11 protein-coding genes are annotated in these 24,810 nt (G+C 51.4%); 8 read left to right on the forward strand and 3 right to left on the reverse strand.

Annotated features, from left to right (window positions below):
• The first annotated feature begins 66 nt into the window (after nucleotides 1–66).
• The 6 genes from ACX93W_RS22405 to ACX93W_RS22430 all read left to right on the forward strand — a co-directional run bounded on the left by ACX93W_RS22405 (nucleotide 67) and on the right by ACX93W_RS22430 (nucleotide 11,762).
• Nucleotides 67–1,434 (forward strand): MATE family efflux transporter, encoded by a 1,368-nt coding sequence (locus tag ACX93W_RS22405; RefSeq protein WP_459394602.1) that lies wholly within the window; start codon nucleotides 67–69, stop codon nucleotides 1,432–1,434.
• A 91-nt stretch (nucleotides 1,435–1,525) separates the two neighbouring features.
• On the forward strand, nucleotides 1,526–2,149 hold the full coding sequence (locus tag ACX93W_RS22410; protein ID WP_459394603.1) for an acetylglutamate kinase: 624 nt from the start codon (nucleotides 1,526–1,528) through the stop codon (nucleotides 2,147–2,149).
• A gap of 262 nt (nucleotides 2,150–2,411) precedes the next feature.
• Nucleotides 2,412–4,169 (forward strand): sensor histidine kinase, encoded by a 1,758-nt coding sequence (locus tag ACX93W_RS22415; protein WP_459394604.1) that lies wholly within the window; start codon nucleotides 2,412–2,414, stop codon nucleotides 4,167–4,169.
• Nucleotides 4,166–5,785: a response regulator gene (locus ACX93W_RS22420; protein WP_459394605.1), complete on the forward strand. Its 1,620-nt coding sequence runs from the start codon at nucleotides 4,166–4,168 to the stop codon at nucleotides 5,783–5,785. The genes ACX93W_RS22415 and ACX93W_RS22420 overlap by 4 nt, the downstream gene beginning before the upstream one ends.
• Nucleotides 5,782–7,446, forward strand: coding sequence for an extracellular solute-binding protein (locus ACX93W_RS22425; RefSeq protein ID WP_459394606.1), 1,665 nt, complete (start codon nucleotides 5,782–5,784; stop codon nucleotides 7,444–7,446). The genes ACX93W_RS22420 and ACX93W_RS22425 overlap by 4 nt, the downstream gene beginning before the upstream one ends.
• Nucleotides 7,447–7,619: 173 nt before the next feature.
• Entirely contained in the window at nucleotides 7,620–11,762 is a 4,143-nt protein-coding gene (locus ACX93W_RS22430) for a glycosyl hydrolase 53 family protein (protein ID WP_459394607.1), read from the forward strand.
• A 207-nt stretch (nucleotides 11,763–11,969) separates the two neighbouring features.
• Here the strand turns inward: ACX93W_RS22430 and ACX93W_RS22435 are convergent, their stop codons facing one another.
• Both ACX93W_RS22435 and ACX93W_RS22440 read right to left on the reverse strand, forming a co-directional pair.
• A complete protein-coding gene (locus ACX93W_RS22435) occupies nucleotides 11,970–12,848 on the reverse strand; it encodes a stalk domain-containing protein (protein WP_459394608.1) in 879 nt (292 codons plus the stop codon).
• Between the two features lie 263 nt (nucleotides 12,849–13,111).
• Nucleotides 13,112–19,423 (reverse strand): S-layer homology domain-containing protein, encoded by a 6,312-nt coding sequence (locus tag ACX93W_RS22440; RefSeq protein WP_459394609.1) that lies wholly within the window; start codon nucleotides 19,421–19,423, stop codon nucleotides 13,112–13,114.
• Nucleotides 19,424–19,622: 199 nt separating this feature from the next.
• On the opposite strand from ACX93W_RS22440, the gene ACX93W_RS22445 reads away from it, so the two are divergent.
• Both ACX93W_RS22445 and ACX93W_RS22450 read left to right on the forward strand, forming a co-directional pair.
• Complete coding sequence (locus ACX93W_RS22445; protein ID WP_459394610.1) at nucleotides 19,623–22,703, forward strand: ATP-binding protein; 3,081 nt, start codon at nucleotides 19,623–19,625, stop codon at nucleotides 22,701–22,703.
• Nucleotides 22,675–23,634, forward strand: a complete 960-nt coding sequence (locus ACX93W_RS22450; protein WP_459394611.1) for a response regulator — start codon at nucleotides 22,675–22,677, stop codon at nucleotides 23,632–23,634. Before ACX93W_RS22445 ends, ACX93W_RS22450 begins: the two co-directional genes overlap by 29 nt.
• A 60-nt stretch (nucleotides 23,635–23,694) precedes the next feature.
• Here the strand turns inward: ACX93W_RS22450 and ACX93W_RS22455 are convergent, their stop codons facing one another.
• Nucleotides 23,695–24,663, reverse strand: coding sequence for a 3'-5' exonuclease (locus ACX93W_RS22455; RefSeq protein WP_459394612.1), 969 nt, complete (start codon nucleotides 24,661–24,663; stop codon nucleotides 23,695–23,697).
• Between the last annotated feature and the right edge of the window lie 147 nt (nucleotides 24,664–24,810).

A 24,810-nucleotide genomic window follows, 5' to 3' on the forward strand; every position in this document is an offset into this window, starting at 1 on the left:
AACGCCTCCTTCATCGTGCTGCGGTGACAGGGAGGCGTTCTTGCATGTATATGAAGGGGTGTAGGCATGAGGCACGAAGACAGCTGGGGCGGCAGATTGCTGCAGTTTTGCAAAGTATTTTGGCCGATCCTGGTTACTCAGGTCGGGTTATGCGCCATGAATCTGGCGGACACGATTATGTCGGGAAGAGCCGGAACGGACGATTTGGCCGGCGTGGCAATCGGTTCCGGTCTATGGATGCCGGTTATTACCGGATTTACCGGCATTTTGGTGGCGATTATGCCGATTGTTTCCCAGTTAACGGGGAGTGGAAGGCAGCACGAAATTCCGCAAAAAATAATGCAAAGCCTGTACGCCTCTATTCTGATTTCCTTACTGATTGGCGTTTTGCTGCTGGTGGTTTTTCCGCCGATTTTGGGGGTGATGGGACTTGAAGCCGGTGTCGAGCATATCGCCTATCACTACATGCTTGGGCTGCTTACCGGCATTGTACCGTTGTTCGCGTTTACAGTGCTGCGCAACTTTATTGATGCGCAGGGTTATACCTTTGTCTCAATGCTCGTGACATTGTTTGCGGTTCCGTTTAATGTATTGCTGAACTACGGCCTGATCTTCGGAAATCTGGGTATGCCTCGCCTTGGCGGAATCGGGGCGGGATATGCAACGGCCATTACCTATTGGCTTATTTTGATCATCAATGTCATATTGTGCGTAAAGCTTCCCGCATTGGCAAGATATCGCCTGTTCCAAAGCTGGCCCAAACCTTCCTTCAAGGCTTGGAAGGAGCTTTTTTCGATCGGGATTCCTATCGGGTTATCTATTTTCTTTGAAGTCAGCCTATTCTCTGTCGTCACTTTAATTGTGGGCGGACTGTATGACAAAACAATAGTGGCGGCGCATCAAATCGCTCTGAACTTTTCATCTCTTGTTTTTATGATTCCGCTCAGCATTTCCATGGCATTAACCATCGTGGTTGGTTTTTCGGTTGGAGGCGGGCGCATCGACAATGCAAAGCGTTACGCTTTGTTAGGTGCGATGGGAGGCATCGGTTTTATGGGGCTTTGCGCAATCTTTATGTATTTCAATCGCGAAGGCATCGTTGGCATCTATACGAATGATGCCGAGGTAGCCGTTTTGGCTGTGCAATTCCTGATGTTTGCGATTATATATCAGCTGTCGGATGCTGCTCAGGCTTCTCTGCAAGGCGTGTTGCGCGGATATAAGGATGTAAGGGCAACTTTCCTCATCGCTTTTGTTTCCTACTGGCTGATCGGCATGCCAAGCGGCTATACGCTGTCGGTTACGACCGAAATGGGACCGTTCAGCTACTGGGTCGGAATCATCATTGGTTTGACATGCGCGGCCGCTGGTTTTATGCTGCGGCTCCGAAGCGTTCAGCGTCGTGCTGGATTGTCACCGGCAGGAGTAAACTAAGCCTTCTGAGAATGCGCGGCGATACTTTTGGCTAAAGGATCACCTCTTGGGATTTTCGCCCATATGCTGGTGAAAAAGAGGTGATCTCTCTATGTACAGCTATTATCCGGTTTATGGTTGTTATCCGTCATACGGCCACTATGCTCCTCGCCAGGATTGGCAATGTCTGTGGACCCCGTCCAAAGTGGAGTTAAACCGTACCTTGCGCTCGCTCTGGGAGCAGCATGTTTTCTGGACAAGATTGACGGTCAACAGCATTGTGGACAAAATGCCCGATGCCGAGGCGACAACAGCGAGACTGCTGCGCAATCCCAAAGATTTTGCTGCCGTTCTGGAGCCGGTATACGGTTCGGCTGCCGCTTCAAGGTTTGAGGAGCTGCTTACCGAGCATCTGGCGATTGCCGCCGAGCTGGTTACCGTTTTGAGAGACAATCAAACACAAACGGCGGAAGACGCCAAAAAACGCTGGTATGAAAATGCCGATGCAATTGCAGTATTTTTGGCTTCGATCAATCCGTTTTGGTCCGAGGCGGAATGGCGGCGCATGATGCATGAACATCTGGATTTATTAAGCCAAGAGGTTGCGTACCGGTTAAATCGCGACTATGCCAAAAATGTCGAAATCAGCGACGAAATCCAGCAGCAGGCGCTCATGATGGCGGACAACATGACAAACGGCATCATCCGCCAGTTACCGGGCAGCTTTACCAGCTAAAGCCGGTAAAGCAGAGAGGTTGGTAAAACGGAAGGGCCGGATTGGCAGTGTTTTGACTGCCATCCGGCCCGCTTTCTTGTCTGTGCAAAGTTTTATTAGCTGAAGTAAATATAGTCCAGCACAATGCTTCCGTCTTTTATTTCGTAAAATTTTCGACAAGCTAAAAATACCCGTTATAATGTAATTGTTCACGCGGAAGCAGCCGACCGTGTTAGTTTTGCGATGCTTCGGCTTTACATTATGGAACAGGGTGATCGGCAATATGCTAAAATTCAATTTATTTCGCAAGATGATGGCTGTTATTCTTTTGATGCTAATCCCCATAATGGGTCTATACCTCTATTCCAATCAGACCGGAACGAAGGTGCTGCGCGCTGAGCTTCATGAATCCAGCCGAAGCCAGCTTCAGTTTTTTCAGCATCAGGTGGATACGACGATTCAATCCATCAGTCTCTGGCCCAATTTGCTGTTGCATGATCCCGATATTTCGCAGCTTAAAGATTATTTTCAGCAGACAAGCCCCTATTTGGATCTGGATACGATAGTGCTTGTCAAGCGAATCCAGCAAAAGCTGAGCGCCCAGCAAAGCTCACTGAACTGGATAAGCCGTCTCATCATCTACTCCCCGGCGCTGGGGAGAGCCATAACGGCCAGCGACGTATACAGCTATGACCACAGTGATCTGAAGCAGAGGCTTCAACAGGGGTGGCAGGTTCGCACGGCTGAGGAAAACGGGGAGCGCAGTCATTATTTTTCGCTTATTACTGTATCGCCTTTATCTTCGTTTCATCGCCCGGAAAAAGCCAATTTGATTATCGAGGTGGAATTCGACAGCAGCAATATTGTCCGGCTGCTGGATACCTTTCGGGGAGATGGGCAGCGCGACCCGTTTTATTACAAGGAATCGGAAGGGATCATCGAAAATGGCTCCTCCAACTCCGAATTGGTCGGCAAGCTGGCGGAGGGGCTGCTGCGGGGGGCGGATGAGCCGCCCCAAAATGCAGTAGCTAAAATCGATGGACAGTCCTATTTGGTCAATGCTGAGTTATCGGATACAACAGGCTGGATGCTGGTCGATTACGTTCCGTTGTCCGATGTGATGCTGCCTATCAGAAAATCCAGCATGCTCTTCTACATCTCCGCCGCAGCATTGCTGCTGATGAGCGGTATTGTAGCCTATTTGCTTTATGCTCAGGTGCAAGTGCCGATTCGGGAGCTTGTCACCAGCTTTCAGAAGCTGAAAAATGAAGATTATTCTGTCCGGCTGAAGCCTAAGGGCAGCAGTGAATTCAGCTTTTTGTTTACGCGCTTTAATTCGATGGTTTCGCAAATCCAGGATTTGTTCGGGCGGGTCTACCTGGAAAAGCTTCATGTGAAGGAAGCTCGCCTAAAGCAGCTTCAATCGCAGATCAATCCCCATTTTATCTATAATTGCTTTTCCTTTATTTCCAGCATGGCCAAGCTGCAAAATTACAGCGCGATCATCGCAATGTCGCAAAACCTGTCTGACTATTACCGTTATGCAACTCGTCAGGAGCGGGAGTTTGTTACGCTGGAGGAAGAATTGAACCTGATCGTCAATTACCTGGATATCGGGAAAATGAGGATGAAGAGGCTTCAATACGATATTGCTGTGCCCCCTTGGCTCAAAAAACAGCCCATACCGCCGCTTGTTATTCAGCCGCTGGTGGAAAATGCGCTTCAGCATGGCATTGAGCCTTGCTCGGAGTCCGGCCGTATTACGATCACGGTGGAAGAGGCAGGAGAGGGTTTGCTATCCGTTACCGTTGACGATGACGGCAAAGGGATGTCCGAGGAGGCATTGCATGTACTGAGGAAAAAGCTGCGTTTCCCTATGGAGGGGGATTCGGGATACGGATTGTGGAATGTGCAGCAGCGGCTGCAGTTGAGATATGGTACGGAGGCGGGCCTTGCTTTCACCCGGTCCCCGCTAGGCGGGCTTCGGGTGGTGCTGACCTGGTCCCCGGAATCCGTGAAGCCTAAGGAGGGAGAGCGTTGATCGAAGTATTGCTGGTGGATGACGAAAGCTATGTGACGGAAAGTTTGAATGCAACGATTCCTTGGCGGGAGCTTGGGATTTCCCATGTGCACCAGGCGGCTTCGCCGGGCGAGGCGCTGGCCATTCTTGAAGAACAGTCCATAGATATTCTGGTAACGGATATCCGCATGCCGGAAATGAACGGGCTGGAGCTGATCGGTCTTGTCAAAGAGCGCTGGCCCCATGTACGCTCTCTTCTGCTGACAGGGTATTCCGATTTTGAATACGCCAAAAAAGCGATTCAGCTCAAGGCGGTCGATTATTTGCTGAAGCCTGTAAACGACGAGGCGTTTATTGGGTGCCTGGCAAGCAATATCGAGGATTTGAAGGAAGAATGGGAGAAGGCGGATCAGTATCATCGTCTGATGTATGCAATCAAATCGGATCACTCCGTCCTGCGTCAAAACTTGATGCAGGAGCTGCTGCTTGGCCGGCAAATGTCGCAATCGGCCCTGCGCGAAAAGCTGCAGCATTACGAAATCAAGGTAGAGCCCGGGGATTCCGCGCTTCTTATGCTCATTCAGCTTGGCCGAAGCTTTACAGGGATGGACAGCCGCTCAATCGCGCTGATGGAATATGCGGTGGGCAATATCGCGGAAGAGGTGTTTGGACCGTCGTACCGGATCTGGCACAGCAAAGCGCCGCATGATTGCCTGGCAATTGTGGCATCAGTACCACAGGGCGAGAACTACTCCTTGTTTCGCAAGGAATACGTTGCCAGGCGTTGTCTCGATTTTCAGGAGATGGTGAGCTCCTATTTAAAAGGCGATATCGCAATTATCGTATCGGAATGGTTCACGATGCCGGAGCAGTTAGGCCGTATTTATCGGACTTCGCTAGCCGCATTGTACCGTCTGGATCGTGGAGGAGCGCTGGTGTTTGTGGAGGATTTGCCCCAGCGGGGCGTATCCGGCGGAAAAGGGATCGAGGAGCTGTACAAGCCGCCAACGCTGATTCATTCCCTTGAATCCGGCCAATGGGAAGCCGCTCGTGGCAAAATCGCGCTGGCTCTGCAACGCGAGGAAGGGGAGGATGCTTTAACTCGCGAGGAGCTGCATGAAGCTTTTTTATCCATCTCGAACGCCTTTTTGTACCTTCTTCATAGGGAGGGCATGGCCATGCAGGATGTTGATCCCGAAGGCTTCAATATGCTGCTGGACCGCAGCCTGATCGGTTCCGCGGACAAACTGAAGTCATGGTGCGACGAGATGCTGGACAGGCTGGAGACGCAGCTGGCTGAGAGCGACACCAACAATAAGCGTCATATCGTCAAGCAGGTGCAGGAGCTGGTGACGGGGAATCTGGGCGAGGAAACCTCGGTCAAAAGCATAGCGGACAAAGTATTTCTTCATCCCGTCTATTTGTCGAAAATGTACAAAAATGAAACCGGAGAAAGCCTCGGCGATTATATTATACGCATGAGAATGGAGCGGGCCGTCCATATGCTGAAGTCGAGCAATAAAAAAATGTACGAAATTACAACGGAACTGGGGTATCAGAACCCGCAATATTTTAGCAAAATATTCAAAAAGCATTTTGGCATGACGCCTCAGGAATACCGGGAGAAAATGTCATGAAGATTCCATTGCAGCGACCCAAGCGGCTTGCGCCGGTTCTTCTGCTGCTCATCCTTGTTTTGTTGCTTGCTGCATGCAAGGGAGAACAAGAGGAGAAGAGGGCGGAGGGGACCGAAACAGCCAATGGCAAGTTTGATCCGCCCATTACTATCACGACGGTCTGGGGCATCGACCCCGAGCTAAAATTCAAAAACGGCGAAAGCATCGAAAATAATGTGGCGACCGTCTGGGCAAAAGAGACGCTTGGCATCGATATAAAAACCTTATGGTCCGTAAGAGATTCCAACAACGCGTTTGCTACCAAAATGCGGCTGGCGTTGACCTCCGGAGGCCAGCTGCCCGATGTTGTGACCATTGGCGACGCGCAGCTGGCGCAGGATCTCATCGATTCCGGGCTATTCCGCGAGGTAGGTTCGCTGTTCGAGCAATATGCCGGCGAAACGTGGAAAAGAGCGATGGCGATCGATGAAAGCGTGTGGAATCCCTATATGCGCGACGGCCAAAAAATGGGCTTGCCCTTGCTGGATTATGCGTACAACCATGATTATTTGCTCTGGATCAGGCAGGACTGGCTGGAAAAGCTGAACCTCACTGCGCCAACAACTCTAGCCCAGTTGGAGATCGTTATGGATGCCTTTAAGCAAAATAACCCGGACGGGCTGGCGCCGGAGCAGGTAATTCCGCTCAGCATCGGCTTCAAAAATACGCTAAGCACGTGGATGGGCGACCCCTCCTGGATTTTTGGCGCTTACGGCACGCTGCCGGAGCAATGGAACGAGGGAGAGGATGGCAGACTGGAATACGGTTCGGTGCAGCCCGCGATGAAACGGGGACTGCGGACGCTTAAGGAATGGCTGGCCCAAGGCTATATACCTCAAGAGGCCGCATTATGGGACGAGACCAAAACGTCCGAACCCGCTGTTGCCGGAACAGCCGGCATTATCCCCGGACCTTACTGGATGAGCGGCTGGCCGCTCGCGGACACGGTTAAAAATGCCCCGGATGCCGTCTGGAAGCCGTATCCCATCCCGACAGGCCCCGAGGGCGAAGCCATGAGACACGGCTCGCTGTTCACCAATGGCGTTACGCTGATCAGCAAAGATATGAAGCATCCCGAGGCGCTTTTTGCTTACCAGAATTATATGTTCGACCATTATGCCGATCCCAAGCCGGGAACCGTTTTTGATAATGGCCTATTCAAAAACTATGACTATGATATCGCCGCCGACGGCTCGCTCCTGCGCTGGGATGACATTCCTGGCGGATACGTCAATTCGGGACGTTATTTGCTTGTCCGCGATGGGGCGCGCATTCCCGATGCCCAGATCAAAGCGCTGCTTAACTTGTCGGATGGCAAGCCGGCCGAGACAAGGCTGGAGAAGGAGGTTAAGTCGGCGTACGGCCTGGAGACGCCTGCGGCAGCAAAGGTATTGCTTGAGCAGGAGAACATCTCCTTCAAAAACCTCTTTACCGGTCCTCCAACCGAAACGATGAACGCCAGACAGGATTTTCTGAACAAGCTTGAGCTGCAGGTCATAAGCGAAATCATTTATGGCATGCAGCCTCTTGAAGCTTTCGATGACTTTGTTGACGCTTGGAAGACCAGCGGCGGCGACAGCATAAGCCGGGAAGTCAACGACTGGTACGAATCCATTAAATAATCCTTGTTCTGTAAATTGGCAACGTCTTGCGGCAGCTTCCATGAAGGAAGCTGCCGTTTTGGTTTCAAAAAGTGCAGATACCTTGCTTATGTGCCATACCTGTCTCATTGCCGCCAAAGTACAATAAATAAGACTTTCATGATAGAAAGAGACATTTTGTGAGGAGGTAACATATGCAGCGCAAATGGTTTAGAAATATGGCGGGTTTGCTCGCAGCGGTTATGATCGTATCCCTGTTTCCATGGGGAGAGTTGAAGGTGCATGCCGCAACCGACGAAATTGTGCCTACAAACAATCTCAAGGTAAATGGAAATGCCGCTCAGTGGCTGTTGAACGGTGAATGGCCGGCCAACCTTTCCGATGATGCCGGGGCAGGCGCATTGGGTTATTGGGATGGCTCGTTCATGGACTTTACATTAACGCACAAGCTGACCGGACTGGCTCCGGGCACATACAAGCTGACAGCAAAAACCTATGGTGACAAAGGCGAGCCTGCAGCCGGTTCCGTGATGTTTGCTCAAACGGAAAGCGGTAACTACAATACACCGGTTACCTATACAGGCAGCGGATGGACGTCTCCGCGCGATTTGAGCCTGGATGGTATCGAGGTTGGCGAAAACGGAGAAGCCGTTATCGGTTTTACCGTAAAAGCGTCGGCCGAGCACTATGGTTATTTCAAGGATGTTGTTTTTGCGGCTGAACAGGGGCCAACGGCTGGAGCGATCCTCATCAGCCCTAACGGGATCAACCTGCGTCCGGGAGCAACGCAGGAGCTGGCTATCCGGACATCAAGCGCGAATAACGCGCAGGCTATAGTCTTGACGGATGCCGTTTACAGCAGCAGCGACGAGTCTGTCGCAACGGTTGCCGCAAGCGGGGTTGTCACTGCAGCAGGCGACGGAGAAGCGGTTATTACCGTATCCGGCACCATTGACGGAAATCCGGTCAGCGGAAAAACGTCCGTTTTTGTATCTGGCAGTCTGCAGCAGCTGGGAGACAGCAAGCTGTTTGTACAGCCGGTTGCCGAGCTTCAGGATGGCAAACGCAGCGACTTTATCATGGGCGCGGATATTTCCACTATTCTGGCGATTCAGCAGTCGGGACGCCGTTACTATGATTTGAATGGCGCAGAGAAGCCGCTAATGGATATTTTGAAGGAAAACGGCGTGAACTGGATCCGTCTTCGCTTATGGAATGATCCCAAAGACGAAAACGGAAACTGGTATGGCGCGGGCAATGTAAACAAAGCTGCGGTTATTGAAATGGCCCAGCAGGCAAAGGCAGCGGGACTGAAGGTGCTGGTTGATTTTCACTACAGCGACTTCTGGGCCGATCCTGCCCGGCAAAAAACACCGAAGGCATGGGCTTCCTTCAATGAAACGCAGCTCCAGCAAGCCGTCTACGATTATACACTGGACGTAGTTTCGTCTCTGGCGGATGCGGGAGCTTACCCCGACATGGTTCAAGTCGGGAATGAAATTAACGACGGCATGATGTGGCCGCTGGGCAAATCCCCTGCGGCGGCAGCCAAATATATTGAAAAAGGCATTCAGGCGGTACGCCAGGCCGAAACTGACAAAGGCGGGGACAGAATCCGGGTGCTGCTGCATCGCGCCAATCCTGACCACGGACCCGCAACGCTAAAAGCTTTTTACAATAACTACAAGGATCTCGATTATGACGTGATCGGGTTGTCTTATTATCCGTTCTGGCATGGCACCTTTGCCAATATCCGCAATGTGATGAACGAATTGTCCGCCACCTTCGACAAGGATGTTGTCATTGCAGAAACGTCATACGCATTTACACTGGAAGACGTGCCTAACAACGGTCCTACGGGCCATGTCTTCAACGAAACTTCGGAGAAAATCGGCGGCTACAAATCCACCGTATCCGGTCAGGCATCTGCTATCCGCGATGTAATCGCGGCAGTAGCCGAGGTTCCGAACGAACGCGGCATCGGCGTATTCTATTGGGAGCCGGCTTGGCTGCCGGGCGTAGATACGGGCTGGGGCACCAAATATGCCGCAACCTATCAGGGTGAAGAAATTCCGGAAGACGGCGGTAGCGGCTGGTCCAACCAGGCTATGTTCAACTTCTTCGGAGAGGCAATTCCGTCCATTGAAGTATTCAACCTTGTTCGCGGAGATGGCAGCGGTTATACGGCACCCGCTTTGGTAGAGGTCGAGAACGTATCTGTCGTAACCAGCGAAGGCATTAATGTTCCTCTGCCGGACAAATCAAAAGGGCTTTATGAGGACGGAGCATACCGTGAAATCACTGTATTGTCCTGGACGCCGACAGCTTACAATTATGAAAAGGCAGGAACCTACAGCGCGATAGGAACGTTGGAAGGGGGCGGCCAGATTGAGGCTTCCATTACCGTTCGCCCGAAAAACTACGTGGTGAATCCCGGATTTGAAAGCAGCAATATGAGCGCCTGGGTGCTGAATAATAGCAGCCGGACCGGCGAAGCTCCTTATTCCGGTTCCTACGCCCTTCATTTCTGGAACCGCAGCTTGATCACGGCGAAACAAACCGTTGAAGGCTTGCCTGACGGCGTATACACCTTGTCCATGATGTCCAGAATCGGAGCTAACGCCGGTCCAATCGGTGAAAGCTATATGTATGCCGAAGTTGATGGCGAGATTCTGAAAACCGCTTTGACCGTTTCCGGCTGGAACGATTGGAACCGCAATGAAATTGCAGGTATTGAAGTTTCAAACGGCACTTTGGAGATCGGTGCCGTTGTTACCGACGCGATTGAAGCAGGCGGGGATTTCGACGATTGGGAGCTGATCCGTACCGGCGATCTGCCGGGCAGCGGCAACCCTGGCGAACCGGGAGAAGGACCGGGTGAACCAGGAGAGGGTCCAGGCAATCCGGAAGCTCCTGCCGTGCCAACAGGAGTGGCAGCTACGGCTGGCAACGGCTATGTCGACTTGAAATGGAATGCCGTTAACGACGAAGGCCTTGCCGGTTACAACGTTTATGTAAATGGCGTGAAACAGAACCCGGCAGTGGAACGCGAAGCAACGGTCACCGAAAGCGTTTATCGCGCAAGCGGCTTGAGCAACGGAACGGCTTACAGCTTCCAGGTATCAGCGCTAGGCGAAAACGGAGTGGAATCGGCATTGTCAGGAGCCGTAAACGCAACTCCGCAAGCGCCTTCGACACAAAATCCAATCGTTACGTTGCCTAATGTTCCGTCCGTTCCGTCTGGCAAAGTGGTTAATAACCCGCAACGGGACGCTGAAGGAAATGCCGAGGTAGGGTTGGAAAGCGGTGAAAACAAGGTGCTTCTGCCTGCTGGATTGACGGAGCTTGACGGAAGCCGGAAGCTTATCGTCAAAACCAAGGATTTGACGATTGAGATTCCAGGCAAAGTAGTAGAAGCATTGAAGCAGTCGCTACAAAGCAACGTTGCCGGAGCTTATATTGCTCTGGAAGCTGCTCCGCTTGAGCAAAATGATGAGAGCAGGCTTCTAGCCCTAGCAGGCGACAAGTCCGGGGCTGAGCTTAAGCAAGCCGGACCTGTTATAAATCTGACGCTGTCGGTTATCGACCGTGACGGCAAAGAAACAAAGCTAAGCACGTTCAGCCAGCCTGTTGAGCTGAAATGGACAGTGCCCGCGGATGCCAATTCTGATTTCCTAGGCGTCTATTACATTGGCGAGGATGGGGCCCTTCAATATGTGGGCGGCACATTGTCCGCTGGCGTAATGACAGCTCAGGTATCTCATTTCAGCGCATATGCGTTGCTGGAGTACAACAAGTCATTCCTGGATGTCGGCGAGCAGCATTGGGCGTTCCGCTATATTAAGGCTTTGGCTGCAAAACTGATCATTACAGGAAAAACCCAAAATGAATTTGCGCCAGGAGACCACATTACCCGTGCCGAATTTGCGGCCTTGCTGGTTCGCAGTCTCGGACTGACTGCAAACAGCTCAGGAACGCCTTTTGCAGACGTGGATAACTCTGTCTGGTATGCTCCTGCCGTAGCAGCAGCATCGGAAGCGGGATTGATCACTGGGCGCAGCGCAGAGCGCTTTGCTCCGGAGGAAATCATCAGCCGTCAGGAATTGGCGGTAATGCTGATTCGCGCTTACGAGCTTCGCGAAGGCCAAGCAGCAAAAGCGGGAAGCACAGCGGCTTTCCAGGATCAGGATTACATTGCAGCCTGGGCGGATAACGCTGTTGGAGCTGCGGTTGAGCTTGGATTCCTGCAAGGACGCGGCGATGGAGTCTTTGCGCCGCAGGCTCCTGCGACTCGCGCCGAAAGCGCAAAGTTGCTTGCGCTGCTTCTGGGACTTTAATCAAGATGCTGTAGCTGTGCTTGTAAAAAGACGGTACTAACAAAAGCTGGTCCAAATAAAGGCCAAATAAAAGTCTGCGGAGACGAAGAAAAAGCCGAAATCACTGCGAAAATAAAGCAGAGATTTCGGCTTTTTCGATTTCGGTCTGGAATCAGTCCCGCCTACATGCAATTGAAAGCGGGAGCTTTAAGGATGTAGCAGCCGATATTAGCTCAAATAAATGTAATCCAGTACGTATTTCCCGTCATCTTGAACGGAGAATTTGAAGTAGATATACACGGAGCTGAAGGCGTCCCAATCCTCGGGATAAAAGCTGAAGCTGATGGAGGCGGAATATTCGCCTTTGTAGGCATCGCTTAATTCGAGGTCTGCAGCAGTCACCGACTTCATCGTATTGGCATAAGCCGTTATGGTTTTTGCATCGTTGGCCTCGATTGTATCCTCGATTAATTCAGCATAGGACTCGATGGCATAGTCATGACCCATAACAATATTGTATTTTGTTTTTGCGGCTGCCTTTTCCTTGATATAGGCATCGAATTTGCTCGTATTTTTGCTTGCGAGCGATTCGCCATAGATTTTTATCAGCTTAACCGCTTCTTGTCTCAGATCGCTTTCCGCTATTTTTTTGGCGTCAAAGTTGTTAGGGTAAATCATTACGCCTTTGGAGCTTGTCGCTGTCGTTGTGGTGGAGCCGGAATTGCTAGTGGAGCTGCCTCCACTGGTATTTCCGCTTGTACTTCCGCCTGTGCTTCCTCCAGAGGAGTTGTCCAAGTATGGAACTCCACTGTCGGAGCCATCGATCGTAATGACCAGTGTATTGGGATCATAGTCGACGTTTGCTCCCAATGCATTGCTTACCGCTCTGAGCGGAACATAGGTGGAGCCCTTGTAAACCAGCGCAGAAAGCTCGTTACCGTTTACGTCGGTAGGTGTCCACGATTTTCCGTTCAGCAGAAATTTGATGCTGTGGTTCAGGGATGCTGAAATCTTCTCTACCCCCGTTGATGCAACTACGCCTACAGAGCCGAAAACAAGGCTGCAGGCTAGAAGCGACGATACAAAAACCGATTTTTTGATTTGCATGAAACTGTTCCCTCCAAAGGATGTAGTTGAATACAGGACTCGCCAATAGTTTCAATATTATGGATTCCTGATTTTACAACTACATTCGACACAATCTATCATATTCCTTGTTTTTCTAAATTAGGATTTAAAATTTTAAATTTGTTCATAAATGAAAAACTGCTAGTAGCTGCCGCAATAAAAAGGAAGACCCTGGCCAAACCAATGCGCGGGGTCTTCCTTGTCTTGTTATAAACTGGATTAATGCGTGATGCAGTTATAGGTTAGATCAAGCCGGACTGCTTAAGCAATCGCTGCACAAGCAGAGCGACTTCGGCTCTTGTTACAGTAGCCTTAGGCGCCAGCAGCTCCGGGCCGCGGCCGAAAACAAGTTCTTCCGTCAATACAGCGGAAACGGCATTGCGCGCCCAGCCGGAAACTTCATTTTCATCCTGATATGCCGCCAGCAATTCTTCATTCGGTGTGCGGTCCGTGCCAAGTCCCGTTACATGCATTGCGCTGTACAGGATGGCCATCGCTTGCTCTCTCGTAATGGTTTCCGATGGGTGGAAGGTTCCGTCCTCGTATCCGTTGATGAGGCCGTAGGCGCTTGCCGTAGCTACGGCTCCAGCGTACCACTGCGAAGGTTGAACATCCTCAAACGGTACGGGACCTTGCTCTGCTTTCAATCCCAGCGCCCGAACTACGATAGCCGCAAATTCCGCTCTTGTAATGGCCTTGTCCGGCTGGAACAGCCCATTGCCCGAACCGCTGACAACGAGGCGGGAGCCCATGTCGTTTACGGCTTCCTTGCCCCAGTGCAGCTCCATGTCGGAGAAGGCAAGCGGATTCCAGACGACGGAGTAGAGGCTGTTGGTCAAGCTATTGATTTGGGTGTAGAATTTGCCGTCCAACACCTCGACTTTGGTAGGAACATGGCGGAATGAGCCGTCGGGCTCAATAACTACGCCCGTTGTTACCTTTTGATGATCAATTCCGTCCGGCAGCAGCAGCTTGCGCTCGACATACGTATCAAACCGGGAAACCTGTACTCGTTTGTCGCCATGCGCAGCTGTTATCGTAAATTGCAGCGGGGGAGCAACAAGCGTCAAGGTGCCGTTAAGAGCCGCTATATTGGCAGCGATCAATTCCTGTTCTGACGGCTTGCCGATTTCAATGGCGATTTTGATGTCTTGAAGCGGAATATCGCGGCCGATTTGCTCCGATACGGCATCCATATTGATCTGACCCGCCGGCAGTGTATAGATAGCGCTGCTTGTACGGATTTCGATGGTGCCTTGACGCTGTTCAATGCCTTTTACCATACGTCCGTTCAATTGACTTATAATTACGTCCGATTGGCCGTTAACCGGAATGGTAATGACGGGCCTCGAGCCTTCGGCAGCCAGTCTTTCCGACAGCTTGAATTCGTCAACTTCAATTGTGGTTGTTTGCTGGCCGTCTCTCATGCCGGTTGTTGCTTTGCCCGCATGTTCAGCTTTTCCGTTAACCCATACCTCGACTGAGGAATACGGAGCTGCTGTGACCGTCGACGACGGTTGATAAGGCGTGACTTCTTTGGAAAACTCGGAAACCTGTCCCGCCCCTGCTGCCGTAACGGCTGTCACCGTAAATGTGTAAGCCTTGCCGTTTGTAAGTCCGGATACGGTAATCGGGCTTGTCGCTCCGGTCGCCGCGATACCGTCAGGATGTGATATTACCTGATATTCAATAATGTCCAGCCCGCCGGTATCCAGTGGCGGAGTGAAGCTGACACGTACGCTGCCGCTGCCCGGCGTAACTGAAATGCCGGTTGGAGCGCCAGGCGGCGTATGAACGGAAAGCGTAGCCGGCTCAGAGGTAAAGGCAGGCTGAAGCACTCCGCCGATCACGACGCGATAACGATATCCGTCCATGTCGCGCGCGACGTTTTGAAGGTTTAACTCTTGGCCTGTCGCTCCATCGATATTAATGAACGCACCGCCGCTTTCGGTTGCGACTTGCCATTGATAAGTCAAACCTTCGCCTGCCGCCGCCACTGACAATGTCGTATTTTCTCCCGCTAATGCCGCAACAGACAACGGCTGAAGGTCCGAGGATGTAAATACGTTTAGCTTGGCATTTTCCGCAATAAAAGGTGTTTGCAATTCGCCGCTGACGATCAGGCGATACAGGTAGCCGTTCATTTCGCCAGTAAGATTATCTAATTCCAGCGAGGCATCGGTCGCACCGTCAATGGTGGTGAAGCTGTCTCCCGTGCCCGTGGTGTCGACCTGCCATTGGTAGGTTAGCCCATCGCTTCCAGAAATGGCGAACTCCACGCTGCTTCCCGCAACTGCCGTGGCAGACCCAGGTTGGAATTGTTCGCTGCTATATACGGTCAAAGCCGTAGGAGTAGATTGGAATGGCGATTGAAGTCCTCCTACGATAACCCGGTACAAATAACCGTTCATATCCGTGGCAGGATGGGCGAGCTCCAATTGTCGGCTCGTTTCTCCCGCAATATCCGCAAAGCTATTGCCGGTGCCTGTTGAATCGACCTGCCATTGATAGTGCAATCCAGCCGCCTCGGCTTCTATTTCAAAGCGAGCCTTCTGGCCTTCAACAACGGCTACAGGCGATTGCTGCAGCTCCTCGTCGGTGAGCACGTTTATGTTGACAGCTTCGGCCGTAAAAGGTTTTTGCAGCACGCCGGAGATGACGACGCGGTACAAATGAGTCTTCGTTTCGGCGTTCACTTCACGAAGCTCCAGCGTTGCGCCGGTTGCGCCGGCAATATTTTCAAAGCTGCGGCCGGAACCTGTTGTGTCTACTTGCCATTGGTAGGCAAGACCATTCCCGGGCTGCGGCACGGACAACTCAGCATCTTCTCCGGATAACAGCGCAATGGCAGAAGGCTGCAGCTGCTCAGTTTCGTATACGTGAAGCGAGACGGCTTCCGACGTAAACGGGTTTTGCAGCGTTCCGCTTACGACAACCCGATACAAATGGCCGTCCATATTGTCTGCAACAGCCAACAAATCCAGGGTGCTGCCGATTGCGCCGGGAATATTGGCGAACGCATTTCCCGTGCCCGTTGAGTCTACCTGCCATTGATAAGTCAAACCTTCTTGGGCGCCGCCAGGCAGCGCCAATTCAATATCCATGCCCGTTACGCCCGTTGCCGAATCCGGCTGCAGCCCGCTGGCTCCAATCACCTTTAGCGGCACGCCATCGGAGTGAAACGGGTTTTGCGTTATGCCGCCTACTGAAACGCGATACAGATAACCGTTCATGTCAGCCGTTACATTTTCCAGCTTCAATTGCGATCCCGCAGCTCCGGGGATATCGGCATAATTGCCGCCGGTTCCAGTGGTATCGACCTGCCATTGATAGGCCAAGCCATTGCCGCCGTCCGGCAGGTCAAACGTTGCATCCATACCTTCGACGGTTGTAACGGCTGCTGGCTGCAAGGACTCGGTCGTAAACACATTCAGCTTGGCGGAAGGGGAAACAAAAGCCGTCTGCAGCTCGCCGCCAACGACTACGCGGTACAAGTAGCCGTTTAGATCCGCTGACACATCGGTTAATTCAAGCTCCGTTCCGGTGGCGCCGGGAATATCCTCAAATCTGCTGCCGGTGCCCGATGGATCAACCTGCCATTGATAGGTCAAGACCGAATTGCTAGACGTAATTGCAAATCTGGCGGGGCCGCCCGCAAACATGTAGACCGATTCCGGAACAAAGTCCGACTTGCTGGAGACGGACAAAACGGCGGGGACAGTCTCAAGCGCTGGCTGCAGCGCCCCTCCGACGATTACCCGGTATTGGTGGCCGTCCATCCCTGTTGTTACATGAGTAAGACTTAAAGTCGCTCCGGTAGCACCGTTTATATTTTCGTAAAGCCCCGAGCCCGTATCGACTTGCCATTGATAGGTCAAGCCTTCGCCTGAACCGGAGAAATAGAACTGAACGTCCTGTTCTTCAATCGCCGTCCGCGGCGAGGCGTTAAACGCATCGGCGGAATACACCTTTATCGCCATGGAGTTGGAGGAATAAGGAGTATGGAGTTCACCGTCAACCACCACTTTATAAAGATAGCCGTTCATGTCGGCATTGACGTCCTCAAGCGTTAACGTTCTTCCGCCAGCTCCGTCGATCTGCTCGAAATGGTCACCTGTTCCCGTCGTATCCACATACCAGATGTAGATAAGCCCCGGTCCTGAAGCCTCGATTTGCAATTCGGCATCTCGTCCCGTCACAGTCGCAACCTCATTCAACGTAAAATGCGCCGATGGATAGACAGTCAACTGGGCGGGCTCCGAGATATATTCGGTTTGCAAATCGCCGCTGACGATCAGACGGTATTGATATCCGTTCATATCAGTTGTCACTTGATTCAAAGAAAGCGATTCGGCAGTGGCGTCCGGTATATCCGCAAAGCCATTTCCGAAATCGACCTGCCATTGGTAGTGCAGCGTCATGCCAGGTTCTGGCACCGGACCGTTGAAGACGGCCGATTCCCCTTCAACCGTTGTGACGGGAAGAGGCTGCATTCCAGGCGAGTCCAGAACATGAAGGGCGGCTGGCACCGTCTCGATATCCGGCACGCCACGTCCCGAAATGACGGCTTTATAGACATAGCCGTTCATGGAGTAGCCGACATTCGGCAAGCTGAGCGTAGCGGAGGTTTCTCCCGGTAGCTCGGCAAAAGTTCCGCTGCCCGTGCCGGAAGCATCAACAAACCATTGATAGGACAATTGTTTTCCGCTTGCCGCAACCTGGAAATACGCCCGTTGACCGGCGTAAGCAACTGCTTCGGCAGGCTGATTCTCCACCGTGGTTGGGGTATTGACGGTTAATTTGGCCTCATCGGAAATGTATTGCAATTCCCCGGTTGTTACAAGCCGATAGCTGTAACCATCCATATCCGCAGCTGCGTTTTCCAACGTTAATGACGGGGAAGTGGCATCAGGCAAATTAAGGAATCCTTGCCCCTTGTTCACCTGCCATTGGTACTGTACGTCGGGCGTATTGGGGAGAGTGGCGATGACGGCGTCTTCGCCGGCTAAAACAACGATCTCTTCATTAGGCGTGAAATCTTCTTTGGGGTACACTGCGAGTCTGGCGGGACTAGATTCCACTGCAGGTACGCCGTTTCCGGTTATCTCGACTATGTAGGATGTGCCGTTAACTGCCGCATCCAGATTTGACAGCTCCAATTGGCTTCCCGTAGCGCCCGCAATGTCCGTATATTGGATGCCATCGACGCTGCTCTTCCATTGGTACTGAAGATTTGATCCTGTTGCGGCAACTTTAAAGGTAACGCTTCCTCCCGTCACCCCTGATGCTTTAGCGGGCTGGGAGGTTATTTGGGTCGGTTCCACAATCGTCAGCGTTGCGGGATCGGAGGTTAATACGACGCTTCCGTAGGTGACGACAACCCGAAACCTGTAGCCGTTTAATCCAGTCACCGCATTACTGATTTGATAAGTGGGCGAGGTTTGACCGTTCATATTGGAAAAGCTGGATGAACCGGGAGTTGCCCTCTGCCACTGATAAACTGCGCCCGGCGAAGATAACGAAACGTCAAAGGAAGCTGCGCCTCCGGCTGCTACGCTCTGGTTCTGCGGCTGTTGGGCGATGCTTGGATACGGAATGCGGAGGTACAATTGAGTTCCAATGGAAGTTATCGTACCCAGATGTCCATGTGTCAGGGTATAAGCGGTGCCCGGAATCGATTCCGATGTCCAGGAAGTCATATCCGATGATGAAAGCATCGAATTAGCGGGGCCTGCCGCTATGTATTGGCTGCCATTATGCACCAGCGCTCTCGTATTGCCGGTGCGCAGCCTGGTCACCGTGTTGCTGCCGTCTTTGAAAGCTTCCCATAAGCCAACTGTTGTTGGCACGAGTACGCGGTTAGCTTCAACAACCAAACTTCCAAAGATGCTGCTGTTGCTAGAAGGAGCCTGGATCGTTACATATGTCCACGAGGAGCCGTTGCTTGAATAGGCCAGACGTCCCTTCCAATCGGTGGCGATAAAGCGATTCCCGCGCGGATAATAAACGACTTGATCAAAGCGGTATGCGCCTTCATCCTCAAAAACGGTCCACAGCTTATCCTCCGGTACGCCGGTGGAGGAGGTTTGCGTATAGAGGGCATACGTATTGCCGCCGCTCATTACGTAACGGTTGGTGCCATTATAAGCAATAGAGGATAATGCGATATTGTTTTTGGTGATGGTATTGCTGTACGTGTACCAGGTTCCGTCAGGGTTTAGACGCTTCAAGGTCGGTACTGTTCCCGTTCTCCGGGTCACGTAGATATAGTTTCCGATAAAATCGATATCGCTGATGCTGCCGCTATCAAAGAGCTCCCAAGTCATCAGATCTGTCGAACGATAGGTATTAAAGGCACCGTGCAGGTAATAGTAGTTGTCGTAATAATGGAATTCCTGGGTTCCCCCCGCGGCAGTTGGATAGGTGCCGTAAGGTATCCAGATATACCCCTCGTCCGCGGCAGTCGCGGAGGAAGGAGCAAGACTTTGGAGCAATTGCAGCATCATCGTAAAAGCAAGTAATAGCGTTGTCATTTTTTTGAATGAGCGCTTCATTAGATCCCTCTTTTCGTGGGTGTTAGTTCCCTCATTCTACCAATTTGCCACTGAACAAATTCCAAACATTCCAGAGATAGGGCCGTATCGTGATTTCAACAAAATAATACATTGAAAATACAGGAAGTTCGTCATTTTTGTCGAATGAATATTTTTGTCGAAAGAATTGCGGAAATTAAAACAACGGGGATCAATTCGAATGAGAGCAAAAAAAGAAATCGCCTTGCTGATCATGATCGGGATCTTTGTTCTCATTACGGTCATTAGCGTTTATCAATGGATGACGCCTGCCAGCAATTGGGTAGAGGCTCGGGACGGCATGTTTGACGCAGGAGAGTGGGATTTCCGGGAAAACGGCTATTTGCCGCTGCGAGGGGAATGGGAGTATTACGACAACGAGTTGTTGACTCCCGAAGATTTTAAGGCGCGAGACGGAAATTACATAGAGGGACGTTCGATCAAAAGCGTGCCCACTGATTTGAAAAAAAGCATTGCTTCGGCTAATCCGAAAAAGGAAGGCGCGGCTACCTTTCGCCTGCTGATTAATGTCCCGGAACGCGGCGAGTATGGCCTACGCGCCAAAAAAGTTCGAATAGCCAGCCATTTTTTTGTCAACGGAGTCGATATGGGCGGGAGCGGAAGGCCGGCGCTATCCGCTGAGGGGTTTTTGCCGAGCAACGAGCCGTATTACCAAACCTTTCAGCTGGAAAAAGGTATTACTGAAATTATTGTGCATACGGCGAATTACGATCTATTGGGCGGAGGGCTTGTACAAGCTCCGGAATTCGGGTTGGCAGCGGAACTGAGCAAGCGCATTGACAGTGCAAGATTGGCCGATGTGGCGATTGTAGCCATGCTGATTACGTTTGGCCTTTATTATGCCGGCATGTTCAGGCAGTGGAGCAAGGAACGATATTTAATTCATTTTTGCCTCTTTTGTTTGTCGACGGGTTTGTTTGTCAGCCTGGACAACGAAATTGTGGCATTGACTCTTTTTCCGCAATTGCCGTTTCCATATCTGCAGCGGTTGTTATTTTTGCTGCCGTTCCTTTGCTTTTATTTATTTGCCGCATATATCCATACCTATATGGATGAATCAAAGGACTTCCTTTTCAGGAAGCTGCAATTTGGAATGCCGCTGTTTTTGGCCGTGCTGATATTTTTGCCCAATGCTTTTTTGCCTTCGATATTTCCGGTTGTCCTTATGATGCAGCTTTTTATTTTTACCCTAATCCTGAGAGGCATTTTCCGGGGACGCCAAAAAGGCATACACGGCAGCCAGCATTTGCTGCTTGGCTATTTCTTTCTGGTTGTATGGTGGGCATTCGGGCAATTGCGATATCTGTATGCGCTGGACAATCCGTATTTCATGATTATTACGCCGCTGCTGCTTCTGCTGTCGCAGGCCATGCTCATTTCCGACAGGTTGCAGGACAACTTCCTTCGCAGCGAACAGCTTTCCGAAAAGCTGCTGCAATACGATCGCCAGAAGGATGAGTTTTTGGCAAAAACATCGCATGAGCTGCGCACGCCGCTGCACGGCATCGTCAATTTGTCGCAGTCGCTCCTGGACAACCGGGAGCAGCCGCTGCAGGAGAAGCATCGCGAAAACATACGTCTGCTTCATCTAATGGGACGCAGATTATCCGGCCTTGTCAACGACATCCTGGACATGAACCGGATCAGACACGGACAGTTCGTCATTCATCCCTCCTTGGTGAATGTGGGAACATCGCTCCATTTTGTGATGGAAACCTTGTCGATTGCCCCGGTTAACCGGGAGGTGCGGCTAATTAACGAGCTGCCGTCGGAGCTCCCGCTTGTTTATGCCGACGAAAACCGACTGAAGCAGATCCTGCACAATCTGATCGAAAACGGTCTGAAATTTACAAAACGGGGAACGGTGAGCGTATCTGCGGAATGCAGAGACGGAGAGCTTGCCATATCCGTCACGGATACGGGGCCGGGCATACCGGCGGCCGAACTGGATTATATTCTTCAGCCCTTCGGTCAATATGGGGAAGGCGAGCGGGACGCCGCTTCGGAGGGTCTTGGGCTAGGCCTCAGCATTTCCAAGCAGCTGATCGAAATGCAAGGAGGACTGCTGGAGGTTGTATCCGACGTGGGACGCGGATCGAGGTTCACGTTTACGCTTCCGCTGGCTGCTCAATCGGAGATTGCGGCGACAAAAGCTGAAGCGGAAGGAGAGGATGCACTGGCGGAGCATAGGGAAAGAATATCCGGCATGCTGCAATCCGCCCCGGGCGGGCCGTTTCATATTTTGATTGTGGACGATGAACTTTCCAATATGAAGGTATTGATGGATGTTGTGTCTGCAATGGGATATTCCTATGAAGCTGTGGGGTCAGGCGAAGAAGCGCTGGACGTGCTGCTTGGCGGCCCTACGCCGGATTTGGTTTTGCTGGACTTAATGCTGACGGGCATATCGGGGCTGGAGGTATGCCGCCGGATCAGGCTGATGCAGGGGATGGCGGAGCTTCCCGTGCTGATGCTTACGGCCTCTGGAAGAACCGGCGATATGGTAGCTTCGTTTGAAGCGGGCGCCAACGATATCTTGCAAAAGCCCTTTGAACTCGCGGAATTAAAGGCCAGGATGCAGTCCTTGCTTAAGATGAAGGATTCCTCGGAGCAGGCTGTCCGCAAGGAAATGGACTTTTTGCAGGCGCAGATTACTCCCCATTTCCTGTACAATAGCTTGAACAGTCTTGTGGGGCTCAGCTATAGCGATACGGCGAAGCTGAGAGAAACGATCTATCATTTAACCACTTATCTTCGCTCCAAATTTACATTTGTTTTTCATAGCGAGTTAATCGCCTTTGACCGGGAGCTCGAACTGGTTCAGGCTTATGTAGCGATCGAAAGCCTGCGTTTTGGGGAAAGGCTGCAAATCCGCTACAATCTCGATGACAATATTGAATGTTTGATTCCTCCGCTGACGCTGCAGCCTATTGTGGAAAACGCCGTTCGTCACGGGATCGGGCCAAAACCGGAAGGCGGAACCTTGGTAATCACCGCCCGCCGGCATGAAGGAGCGATTCGAATTGTCGTGGAGGACGATGGGGTAGGGATGAACATGCAGCAGCTGGATACGTTGGAGCAAGGCCGGGCTTCGGGCATCGGTTACCGCAACGTGAACCGGCGTTTACAGATGCTGTACAACTTGAAGCTTGAAATCAACAGCGTACAAGGGAAAGGCACCCGTGTTATGCTTCTCGTACCGGAGGTAAACGATGCTGAAAGCAATGCTGATCGACGATGAAAAAATTGCATTGGATGTTCTGGAGATTTTGTTGAATGAAATTGGCGGCGTTCAAGTAATAAGCAAATGTCAGCTTGTATCGGAGGCTTTGGCGTCTGCTGGCAGACTGCAGCCGGATATTATTTTTCTGGATATCGAAATGCCGGGCATGAACGGGCTTGATGCGGGCAAGCAGTTATCCGGCTTATGTCCGGATGCGGAAATTGTTTTCGTAACCGCGTATCATCAATATGCGGTACAGGCCTTTGATGCCCGCGCGATTGATTACCTGTTAAAGCCTGTTGCCAAGGAGAGATTGGAGGAAACGCTGCAGCGTTATGCCCGCTTGAGATTAAGGCGGAGCGAGCTTGAAGGGGCTATTCTTCAGAAATCCCCGGAGGGGAAAAGCAGGCTTCAATTAAAGGTATTGGGCAGCTTGGAACTGTACGATAAAAACGGAAAGCTGATGAGCTGGCGCACGAAAAAAACAAAGGAGCTGTTTGCGTATTTATGGCTGCATGGCGGAAAGCCTGTTCATCGCTACCATCTGATGGACGAGCTATGGCCCAATATCGACAGCGAAAAAGCGCAGGCATTGTTCCATACGACCTTGTACAGCTTACGGAATATACTGAAGGCGGAAGGTTTGGTTGGCAAGGTGGAATTCGGGGATGAACGGTACTGGATGAGCACGGATTGGATCGGCAGCGATTTTGGCCGATTGGAGGAGCTGCTGGACAACGGCGAAGGGACCGCCGAAGATTATACGGATGAACTGTTGTCGCTGTACAGGGGAGATTTGCTGGAGATGGAGTTTTACCAATGGGCCAATGCCAAAAGGCAGGAGCTTCGCTCTAAATTTATACGTTATCTGGAGAAAAAGCTGTCAGAAGCCGGGGAAGACAGCAAGGCTATTCTAAGGAACAAGCTGCTGCAGATGGAGCACATTTAAGCGAGCTTGCATGCAGGCTTTTAGGCTCAAGAGCCTTTTCGCCTGCATGTTTAATTGAAATTAAAGCGGGTAGCCCAGATCGGGATTGTTCCCGGGTTTGACTGAATTATCGCTGTTGTTAGCCGAATCATCCGCGATTTCTTCCACTGAAGTCGTGTTTGCCGGCTCTGCGTCTGTTTGCTTTGGTTCGGCAACTTCCAAATTGCCGGGATGTTGCTCGACAGCGCCTGGCTGCGGATCGCTCGTTGTCTGGGGAGGACGTTTCTCCTTGGGAACGGGCTTTTTGGCCATTTCGGTTTCGAAACAAGCCTTCAGCTCAGCGGCTTTTTTGGGATTGTCGAGTCCTTTGATTTTGTCCTTCAGAACGTGTTCAACGAATGAATCCCAAGTTTGCGGAACCTTCTGCGAGCGGAAAAACCGGATATTGTTTTTGATAAGCCGGCGTTCCTTGGAATTGGAATAGGTGTCCTTATATCGCGTTACATAAGAAAAGTCCAGCTGCTGATAGACGGCTCGGAAAATATCGGCTGTCATTCGGGCGTCATCCAATGCGCGGTGAGCAGAACCTTCGCTGCTGAGTCCAAGATCGGTTAAAGCGGCTTCGACGCTGACATCATTGGTCAAGCCCTTGCAGCGCAGAAACCCTTTAAGCAAATCATAATAATCGTTGCCCAGCCAGAAGCTGTCGTCCAGCTTGTGCATACGTGTATCCAGCACAATCCTCTTCAGGTCCTCGCCGCCCCATGCTACAAGCATCAGCTGCTCGCTCTGTCCAAGCCATTCCAGAAAACGGCCGATTACTTTTGGGAAACGATGAGCGGTATCAATGGATTCCTGGGGGATTCCGGTCTTTTTTTGAATAAAGCTGTTCAGTTTGGCAAAATAAACCGGTTTGACGAATTCCGTAAATTCGTCCACGGGCTCCAAATCCTTGTTCAATCGGACCGCGCCGATTTCGATAACCTCCATCGGAAGCTCGCTGGCGAACTTGCGGCCGTTAAATTCAATATCCAATATAATATAATCCAAGTGAGCAACCTCCGATTTCGTAAACTCCATTTATTTATTCTATCAGATGTCGACCCGCTTTGCTCATTCTCCTCAAAATCGCTATACTAGATGAGGCAGTGCTTTCCGGCTTTGTTAGGAATGAGATGTTTTATTCTTTTGACACCT

It is taken from the genome of Paenibacillus sp. CAU 1782, assembly GCF_054551715.1.

What these genes read in the sequence shown, in the direction of transcription:
- ACX93W_RS22405 (WP_459394602.1), top strand. Translation starts at nt 67, where the DNA reads ATGAGGCACGAAGACAGCTGGGGCGGCAGATTGCTGCAGTTTTGCAAA.
- ACX93W_RS22410 (WP_459394603.1), top strand. Translation starts at nt 1,526, where the DNA reads ATGTACAGCTATTATCCGGTTTATGGTTGTTATCCGTCATACGGCCAC.
- ACX93W_RS22415 (WP_459394604.1), top strand. Translation starts at nt 2,412, where the DNA reads ATGCTAAAATTCAATTTATTTCGCAAGATGATGGCTGTTATTCTTTTG.
- ACX93W_RS22425 (WP_459394606.1), top strand. Translation starts at nt 5,782, where the DNA reads ATGAAGATTCCATTGCAGCGACCCAAGCGGCTTGCGCCGGTTCTTCTG.
- ACX93W_RS22430 (WP_459394607.1), top strand. Translation starts at nt 7,620, where the DNA reads ATGCAGCGCAAATGGTTTAGAAATATGGCGGGTTTGCTCGCAGCGGTT.
- ACX93W_RS22435 (WP_459394608.1), bottom strand. Translation starts at nt 12,848, where the DNA reads ATGCAAATCAAAAAATCGGTTTTTGTATCGTCGCTTCTAGCCTGCAGC.
- ACX93W_RS22440 (WP_459394609.1), bottom strand. Translation starts at nt 19,423, where the DNA reads ATGAAGCGCTCATTCAAAAAAATGACAACGCTATTACTTGCTTTTACG.
- ACX93W_RS22445 (WP_459394610.1), top strand. Translation starts at nt 19,623, where the DNA reads ATGAGAGCAAAAAAAGAAATCGCCTTGCTGATCATGATCGGGATCTTT.
- ACX93W_RS22450 (WP_459394611.1), top strand. Translation starts at nt 22,675, where the DNA reads ATGCTGAAAGCAATGCTGATCGACGATGAAAAAATTGCATTGGATGTT.